The following is a 7,890-nucleotide window of genomic DNA, read 5'->3' as shown; positions in this document are numbered from 1 at the left end:
AGGTCTTCAACTAGTACTGTTCCCTCGGGAGTCTCGCCATAATACTACGTGTCAGCATGTGAATTAATATGAAAATCACTTTTTTCATTTTTTAAAAGTTGACTACTAAATTAGTTTCTTAAGATTGTTGTTCTAATTTTTTGTCTGACTTACTTTTAATAAATATAGCAACTGTTGCTAATACAATAATGAAAATGACTGATCCAATGATACCTGTGAATTTCACAATATTACCAAATATAATTCCTACTGCTAAGAAATCTGTGTCAGAGAATGTAGTTGACGCAAGACCTAAATCTCCTAAGAAAGGCAAGAATAATAATGGTAAAAATGTAATCAATAAACCATTCAATGCTGATCCTGCAATAGCACCTTTAATTCCACCTCGAGCATTACCAAACACTGCTGATGCAGCTCCTAGGAAGAAGTGTGCTACTACTCCAGGTAAAATAACTACGCCACCAAATAAGAATAATATGAACATCCCTATTACACCTGTGATAAAACTTACAAAGAACCCAATTAGCACAGCATTTTGTGCATAAGGGAATACTATCGGGCAGTCTAAAGCAGGTTTAGAATTAGGTACAATTTTCTCAGATATACCTTTAAATGCCGGCACAATTTCTGCCAATATCAATCTAACACCAGTTAAAATGATAAATACACCTGCAGCAAATGTAACACCTTGAATTACTGAAAATACAATAAAGTTTTGCCCATCGCTAATTTTATCTACATACCCTACTCCGGCAAACAACGAAGCTATAAAGTATAATAAAGCCATGGTAATTGAAATACTAATTGTACTTTCTCTTAAAAAACTTAATCCCTTAGGAAATTTAATATCTTCAGTTGATTTAGATTTACCTTTAAATAACTTACCAACTTCGCCTGCAGCCCAATAACTAACAGTACCAAAATGTCCCAATGCAACTTGGTCATTTCCAGTGATCTTCCGCATTGTTGGTTGAGCTAGTGCCGGTAAAATAGCCATAATCAAACCTAAAATAATTGAACCTATAATCACAGTTAACGATCCTTTAACATGACCGACTGTTAATAATATCGCTAAAAAAGCAGCCATATAAAATGTATGGTGTCCTGTTAAAAATATATATTTAAGATTTGTAACACGTGCTATCAAAATATTTAAAATCATACCAAACACCATAATAAGTGCTGCAGTAGTACCATAATCTTTTAGTGCTAATGAAATAATAGCTTCATTGTTAGGTACGATTCCTTGCACGCCAAATGCATGTTGGAAAATTTTGCCAAAAGGTTCAAGTGATTTTGAAACGACTTCCGCGCCAGCACTTAGAATTAGAAATCCTAACATGGTTTTAATTGTACCTGAAGTTATGGCTGATGCTGATTTCTTTTGAACTAATAACCCTATAAAAGCTATAAGTGCTACTAATATAGCTGGTTGACTTAAAATGTCTACTATAAAATCAAGAATTGATTTCATATGCCAAACCTCCTTTTAAATAATATTTAATTCTTTTAACTTACTTTCAAGTTTTTGCTGTAGTTCTTCTTTATCTAAAATGTTATCTAATACTAAAACATCTCCGAGACGTTCTGCATTTTCTTCTAAATCTCGACCACAGATAAATAAATCTGCCATTTCAGGACTAGCTGTCATAATATCGCTATGCTCTACTTCAACATCAGAAGGTGCATTTAAGTTTTTCAAAGCTTCCTGAGCATTCATTTCAACCATAAAACTACTTCCTAATCCATGTCCGCAAACTACTAAAATTTTCATCTTAATCATTCTCCTTTAAAATTTTTATAATTTCTTCTTTATTTTCTGCATTAGTTAAACGTGTAACTCTCTCAGAATCTCCTAAAATTCCTGCTAAACTTTGTAATATATTCAAATGTGATGTATTATCGATTGCACTCAATACGAAAACTAGTGATGCATAATGACTATTCTCTGAAAAATTAATATGTTGATTGAGCTTCAGAAGACTTAATCCTACTTCGTTAACATTATGATCTGGTCTTGCGTGTGCAATAGCTATCTCCGGTGCTATAACAATATATGGGCCAAATTCATGAACACTTTCAATCATTGAAGTAATATAATCATGATTAATAATATTGTTATCTAATAATGGCTCTGAAGCTATTTCTATCGCTTCAATCCAATTTGATACTTGATTTTTTATAATAATTTTATCTTCTGTCAAAATATCTAATGCCACTCATTACACCCTTTCTACTGAGATTTCTTTAATATATTGATTTATCTTTTTAATGTTTCCTTCCAAAAATGCTTTCTTTTTAACTTCATCAGTTAAAAGCTGACTCAATTGTCCAAGTGCTTTTAAGTGAATATGAGGTTTTTCTGTTGCTAAAACAATAATTACCTTAACTGGATCATATGTTTGATGGCCAAAAGAAATTCCATTTTCAATATAAGCTAACGCAAATCCAGCACCACTTCGAACATATGTCGTATCAGAATGAAGTAAAGCTATGTGTGGACTAATAATCATATATGGACCAAACGATTCCATTTGTTTTATGATTTCGTCTGCATATCTATAATCAATGATGTCATCATGAAACAACAATTCTGAAACTTGATGTATAGCCTTTTCTTTATTAACAATTTGATTTAATTTAATAATTCTATGTTCAGGTAAAAGTTTTCTAAGATTTTCACCCATATGTTCAATATTAACCACTTTAGATTCTCTGAAATGATTTACTATTTGATTTAATTTATCTCTAGAATTTCTATTTAAAAAGGCATCTACCGTTACAACTGGGAGCTGATTAAACTCACAGTCTACTGTTGATATAATGTAATCCACACCTTTACTTAACAATGCTTTTTCATCAATTTGATAAATTGAATATGCATCAATCACTTCAAATTCAGGATAGATATTGCCTAATTTACTTTTTAATAATTGAGATGTTCCTATCCCCGAACCACATAACAATACCACTTTGATATAACTGTGCTTTTGTGTAGAAACACGTTCGATACTAGAAACAAAATGAACAGTAAGATAAGCAATTTCATCTTCAGTAAATGTTATTTCATAAGTTTTTTCGATTAATTCGATGTTTCTACTTAAGATGTCGTAAACATTTCTATATTGATTTTGTATATCATCTTTTAAAGGATTCTTTTCAACTAAATTAAACTTTAATCTGTGAATTGCTGGTTGTAAGTGTACTATTAATCCTTTTAATAATTTTTTGTCTTCCCGCAAATCAATGCCCATTTCAACACTAACTTGTTTAATAAGCTCGTTTATCATATGTTCTAATTCACTAGTATTTATGTAATTTTCTTTTATATTAGAAATTTTGGAACTTAATAAATGTAACGTTATGAAAATGGCTTCTGATTTAGGGAATTGAATATCAAATTCTTTTTCTAAATTCTTTTTCAATTTTTCAGAAATACGATATTGAACTGTGTCACATACTTTTTCATATTCACTGTTTGGTACATCAATTGAGTAATTCAACTTCAATCTATGTATAGCAATAATAATATGATATACCAAGCCATCAACAGCCGATTGTACAAGCTGATAATCCTCTTCTATTAAAGTATCAATAACTGTTTTTCTGACACTCGCTAATTCTGCTTCAGAAAATAAATGATCTTGGAAATATGGCACAGTCATTTTGAAATAATTTTTTACTGTATTGGCATAGGCTTGTCGAAATGCTTCTTCTTCACCAATAATGATGAATCCCTTATTTTGTATATATTTCATTTCTAATTGATAAGTCGCTAACCATTGTTGTACTGATTTAAGATCATTAACAATAGTTCGTCTTGATACTTTCATTAGTTCTGCTAAATGATTAGATGACATAGGTTGTGTCGACTCAAAAAGTGTAATTAAAATATTTATTTTACGTTCATTTTTAGTAAGATGAACTGTATTAGCGATAGCTTCGAATTCACTATTTAAACTATTTTGATTCAATGACTTCGCCTTTACACCTAATGATTTATGTCTAATCAACATGAATTGCTTATTGTCTTGAACACTTTCAATATGTTGTAAATCATATTGTATTGAACGTTGTGAGATATCAAACATATCTGCTAACCTAGCGATGGATACAAACGTTTCTGCTTTCAGTAAGAAATACAAAATCTTTGTTTGTCGATTACTTAACAATATCTAATCCTCCTAATTTCATTGTAAGCGATTTCTTAATCTAATAGATGTGCAATTCTTTTCATATTTAAATCCGAAATTATGCATATCAATGTGCCGATTTAATTTTATACAAATTTTGTTTAGCTTAAAATATAGCTAACTCATGTTATGATTTATTAAAATAACTACGTCGATTGGATGGGATATTTTTATGAAAATATTGGTCACTGGATTTGATCCGTTTGAGGGTAATGAAATGAATCCTTCTTGGGAGGCTGTCAAACAATTACCTTCTCAAATCGGGGAGCATGACATCACTAAAATAGAGATTCCTACTGTATTTCATAAAGCTATTGAGGTCATTGAGCAAAAATTAAACTCAGAGCACTATGATGCTGTCGTTGCTATTGGGCAAGCTGGAGGACGCGCAGAAATCACACTTGAACGTATTGGAATTAATATTGATGATGCGCGAATTGCAGATAACGATGGGAACCAACCTATAGATATACCTATACGAAAAAATGGAGCTGCCGCTTACTTCTCAAATTTACCTGTTAAGCGTATGACAGAAAGTATAAAAAATAATGGAGTTCCCGCTAAACTTTCGAATACTGCAGGAACATTTGTATGTAATCATATCTTGTATCAATTAGGATATTTAAATGCGACACAATACCCTAATTTATTATTTGGATTTATCCATGTCCCTTATTTACCTGAGCAGGTTACTGACAAACCTGGCACACCTTCCATGTCTTTAAATACAATTGTTCAAGGATTAACCGCTGCTATTAAAACTATCGACCATTTACCTGATTTAAAAGCAGCTTTAGGCGAAACACATTAGTTTCATATATAAGAAAAAACCGGAAATGAAAAGCACATTCATTTCCGGTTTTGCTATTTTATATTGTAGGTGGTCCTAACAATGACCATGCTTTTTGATGTCTAACATGATTATCAGCAAAAATATGAAGCATAGCAATACATAATAAAGTATGTTCTTGGAAAAATGAATCTTTTCCCGCTCGAACTTCTGCATAGTCTCCTACTTGCTTCCAACTTGCAATATCTGTATCTAATTTCGCATCTTTAATATATGCATTTTGATTTTCATCGGCATAAATATTCAATATCCTATCATTGAGTTTAATAATGCCATACGTATCTTTACTTCCACTACTCTTTTTATCAAACAATACTTTTTGTTGCGTATTATCGTGATAGTAATCCAATGTAAAATGCTTACTATCTAGCATGGATTTAGCATTTGCTTTAATTATCACATTACCCTCATGATTACGAACTTCATATTTTCTAAAACGTAACGACAACGTTAAAATACTGATTAACCTTTGTATTGGGTTATTATAAACTTTTCGAATATAAGCTATGTCTTGATTAGTTTCATCATATACAACAGATGCTTTGGTTGAAAAAGGATTCCTTTTTTTATACTTATACATCAAGTTACCACCTTATAATTCTATTTTAGCTACTTTTCTTAATATCATCTTACTATAAATATCCTACAACTGTACAAGCTTCTAATGTATACAACTTATTAATTACGGGTAAACATTACTAGAATGATAAGTATAATTTTTATACAAAGGAGAATAACTAATATGACTAACACAGTATATGATGTAATAGATACAGGTGTTCATTATTTATTAAATATGTACGAAGATTGGAAAATTGAAGACGTATTAGATAAAGATAGCGACGTATTCCCTAATAATTTACATTGGCAAATGGGTCATGTATTAACTGTTTTCGAAAATGCTTTATCTAAAGGTGACCAAAATGTCGTAGATTTAGATCTTTATATAAAACTATTTGCGCCAGGTTCTAAACCTGCAGATTGGTCTAACATTGACGGTGACGTTCCTAATATAGAAAGTATCTTAAATGATATTAAAACTATTCCTGAACGTGCAAGAAAATTAACAGATGAACAATTAGCTATAGAGCTAGATCAACCGATTGCTGGTTTCTCAACTGTTGAAGGTTTATTAATGTTAAATGCCATCCATATTCCGCTTCATGCTGGTAAAATGGAAGAAATGGCACGTGTATTAAAAAACAACTAAATTAGACTAAATTTAAGCTGATTTCACAACGGTGTGAAATCAGTTTTTAACGTTTTAGACATATATGCTATATCACTTACCGATTAAATTTAAAATCCCTCTGTACATTAATTTCAATTAGGATTATTCTGATGTTGTACATATGAATTCTCTACAGAAAGAAGGACACTTATTGTGGAAAACTCAATAAAATATAAAAAATTCATTTTACCAATTGTTGTTGGTTTACTGATTTGGGCTTTAACCCCTCTTAAGCCTGACTCATTAGATACACAAGCTTGGTATATGTTTGCGATATTTGTCGCTACGATTATCGCATGTATCACTCAACCTATGCCAATTGGTGCAGTATCAATCATTGGTTTTACATTAACTGTATTAGTTGGCGTAGTCGATATTAAGACGGCTGTGCAAGGCTTTGGGAATACGAGTATATGGCTGATTGCGATGGCTTTCTTCATTTCTAGAGGTTTTGTCAAAACTGGATTAGGTCGTCGAATTGCACTACAATTCGTAAAATTATTTGGTAAAAAGACGCTTGGTCTAGCATATTCACTTGTAGGTGTTGATTTAATATTAGCTCCGGCAACTCCAAGTAATACTGCTCGTGCTGGTGGCATCATGTTCCCTATTATTAAATCCCTTTCAGAATCATTTGGCTCAACACCAAAAGATGGCACAGAAAGAAAAATGGGTGCTTTCCTGATTTTCACTGAATTTCAAGGAAATCTGATTACTGCTGCAATGTTCTTAACCGCAATGGCTGGGAACCCTCTTGCACAAAACTTAGCTGAAAAAACTGCTCATATACATATAACATGGATGAACTGGTTTTTAGCAGCACTTGTTCCTGGATTAGTTTCACTCATTGTAGTGCCATTTATTATTTATAAAATGTACCCACCTACAGTCAAAGAAACACCAAATGCTAAAAATTGGGCAGAAAATGAACTAGCAAAAATGGGTTCAGTTTCTCTTGCTGAAAAATTCATGGCAGCTATCTTTGTCATTGCATTAGTGTTATGGATGATAGGAAGTTTTATTAATTTAGATGCTACATTAACAGCATTTATTGCTTTAGGCTTACTTTTACTTACAGGTGTCTTAACTTGGAAAGATGTATTAAATGAAACAGGCGCATGGAATACATTGGTTTGGTTCTCAGTACTTGTATTAATGGCTGATCAATTAAATCAACTTGGATTCATCCCTTGGTTAAGTAAAGTAATAGCTCAAAGTTTACATGGTTTAAGTTGGCCAATTGTTATTGTGTTATTAATACTGTTCTTCTTCTACTCACATTATTTATTCGCAAGTTCAACTGCACATGTGAGTGCAATGTATGCAGCATTATTAGGTGTTGCCGTAGCAGCCGGAGCGCCACCATTATTCAGTGCATTGATCCTTGGTTTCTTCGGTAACTTAATGGCTTCAACAACACATTACAGTAGTGGTCCTGCACCAATTCTTTTCGGTTCTGGTTACATTACACAAAAACGTTGGTGGACAATGAACATCGTATTAGGCTTTGTTTACTTCATTATATGGATTGGTTTAGGTTCATTATGGATGAAAGTTTTAGGTATATTTTAATCCTTTGAAATAAAGAAAAGTCATCACCTTACTCACTCGAAATA

General features: G+C 32.0%; 8 protein-coding genes. 3 read left to right on the top strand and 5 right to left on the bottom strand.

Annotated features, from left to right (window positions below; all coding sequences use genetic code 11):
* Positions 1-118: 118 nt before the first annotated feature.
* Genes HMPREF3125_RS07505 through HMPREF3125_RS07490 form a run of 4 tightly spaced genes read right to left on the bottom strand, consistent with a single transcriptional unit; the run spans position 119 to position 4,172 of the window.
* A complete protein-coding gene (locus HMPREF3125_RS07505) occupies positions 119-1,474 on the bottom strand; it encodes a PTS ascorbate transporter subunit IIC (RefSeq protein WP_070452899.1) in 1,356 nt (451 codons plus the stop codon).
* Positions 1,475-1,489: 15 nt separating this feature from the next.
* Positions 1,490-1,774 (bottom strand): PTS sugar transporter subunit IIB, encoded by a 285-nt coding sequence (locus HMPREF3125_RS07500; protein ID WP_017637296.1) that lies wholly within the window; start codon positions 1,772-1,774, stop codon positions 1,490-1,492.
* Position 1,775: 1 nt separating this feature from the next.
* A complete protein-coding gene (locus HMPREF3125_RS07495) occupies positions 1,776-2,219 on the bottom strand; it encodes a PTS sugar transporter subunit IIA (RefSeq protein WP_017637297.1) in 444 nt (147 codons plus the stop codon).
* A gap of 3 nt (positions 2,220-2,222) precedes the next feature.
* Positions 2,223-4,172 carry a BglG family transcription antiterminator gene (locus tag HMPREF3125_RS07490; RefSeq protein ID WP_070452897.1) on the bottom strand — a complete coding sequence of 650 codons (1,950 nt, stop codon included), beginning with the start codon at positions 4,170-4,172 and terminating at the stop codon, positions 2,223-2,225.
* A gap of 193 nt (positions 4,173-4,365) precedes the next feature.
* On the opposite strand from HMPREF3125_RS07490, the gene pcp reads away from it, so the two are divergent.
* Entirely contained in the window at positions 4,366-5,004 is a 639-nt protein-coding gene (gene pcp / locus HMPREF3125_RS07485; RefSeq protein WP_070452894.1) for a pyroglutamyl-peptidase I, read from the top strand.
* Positions 5,005-5,062: 58 nt separating this feature from the next.
* Here pcp and HMPREF3125_RS07480 read toward each other — a convergent pair whose 3' ends face one another.
* On the bottom strand, positions 5,063-5,623 hold the full coding sequence (locus HMPREF3125_RS07480) for a tubby C-terminal domain-like protein (protein WP_070452891.1): 561 nt from the start codon (positions 5,621-5,623) through the stop codon (positions 5,063-5,065).
* 162 nt (positions 5,624-5,785) lie between these two features.
* Here HMPREF3125_RS07480 and HMPREF3125_RS07475 point away from each other — a divergent pair, with 162 nt between their 5' ends.
* Together HMPREF3125_RS07475 and HMPREF3125_RS07470 are read left to right on the top strand one after the other, a co-directional pair.
* Positions 5,786-6,253 (top strand): bacillithiol transferase BstA, encoded by a 468-nt coding sequence (locus HMPREF3125_RS07475; RefSeq protein ID WP_070452888.1) that lies wholly within the window; start codon positions 5,786-5,788, stop codon positions 6,251-6,253.
* 174 nt (positions 6,254-6,427) lie between these two features.
* Positions 6,428-7,846, top strand: coding sequence for an anion permease (locus HMPREF3125_RS07470; protein ID WP_070452885.1), 1,419 nt, complete (start codon positions 6,428-6,430; stop codon positions 7,844-7,846).
* Positions 7,847-7,890: the final 44 nt, after the last annotated feature.

The sequence above is a fragment of the Staphylococcus sp. HMSC13A10 genome (assembly GCF_001808005.1).
GTDB lineage: Bacteria > Bacillota > Bacilli > Staphylococcales > Staphylococcaceae > Staphylococcus > Staphylococcus pasteuri.
This window is presented reverse-complemented; position numbering and strand designations above follow the sequence as displayed.

What these genes read in the sequence shown, in the direction of transcription:
- HMPREF3125_RS07475 (WP_070452888.1), top strand. Translation starts at nt 5,786, where the DNA reads ATGACTAACACAGTATATGATGTAATAGATACAGGTGTTCATTATTTA.
- pcp (WP_070452894.1), top strand. Translation starts at nt 4,366, where the DNA reads ATGAAAATATTGGTCACTGGATTTGATCCGTTTGAGGGTAATGAAATG.
- HMPREF3125_RS07505 (WP_070452899.1), bottom strand. Translation starts at nt 1,474, where the DNA reads ATGAAATCAATTCTTGATTTTATAGTAGACATTTTAAGTCAACCAGCT.
- HMPREF3125_RS07500 (WP_017637296.1), bottom strand. Translation starts at nt 1,774, where the DNA reads ATGAAAATTTTAGTAGTTTGCGGACATGGATTAGGAAGTAGTTTTATG.
- HMPREF3125_RS07480 (WP_070452891.1), bottom strand. Translation starts at nt 5,623, where the DNA reads ATGTATAAGTATAAAAAAAGGAATCCTTTTTCAACCAAAGCATCTGTT.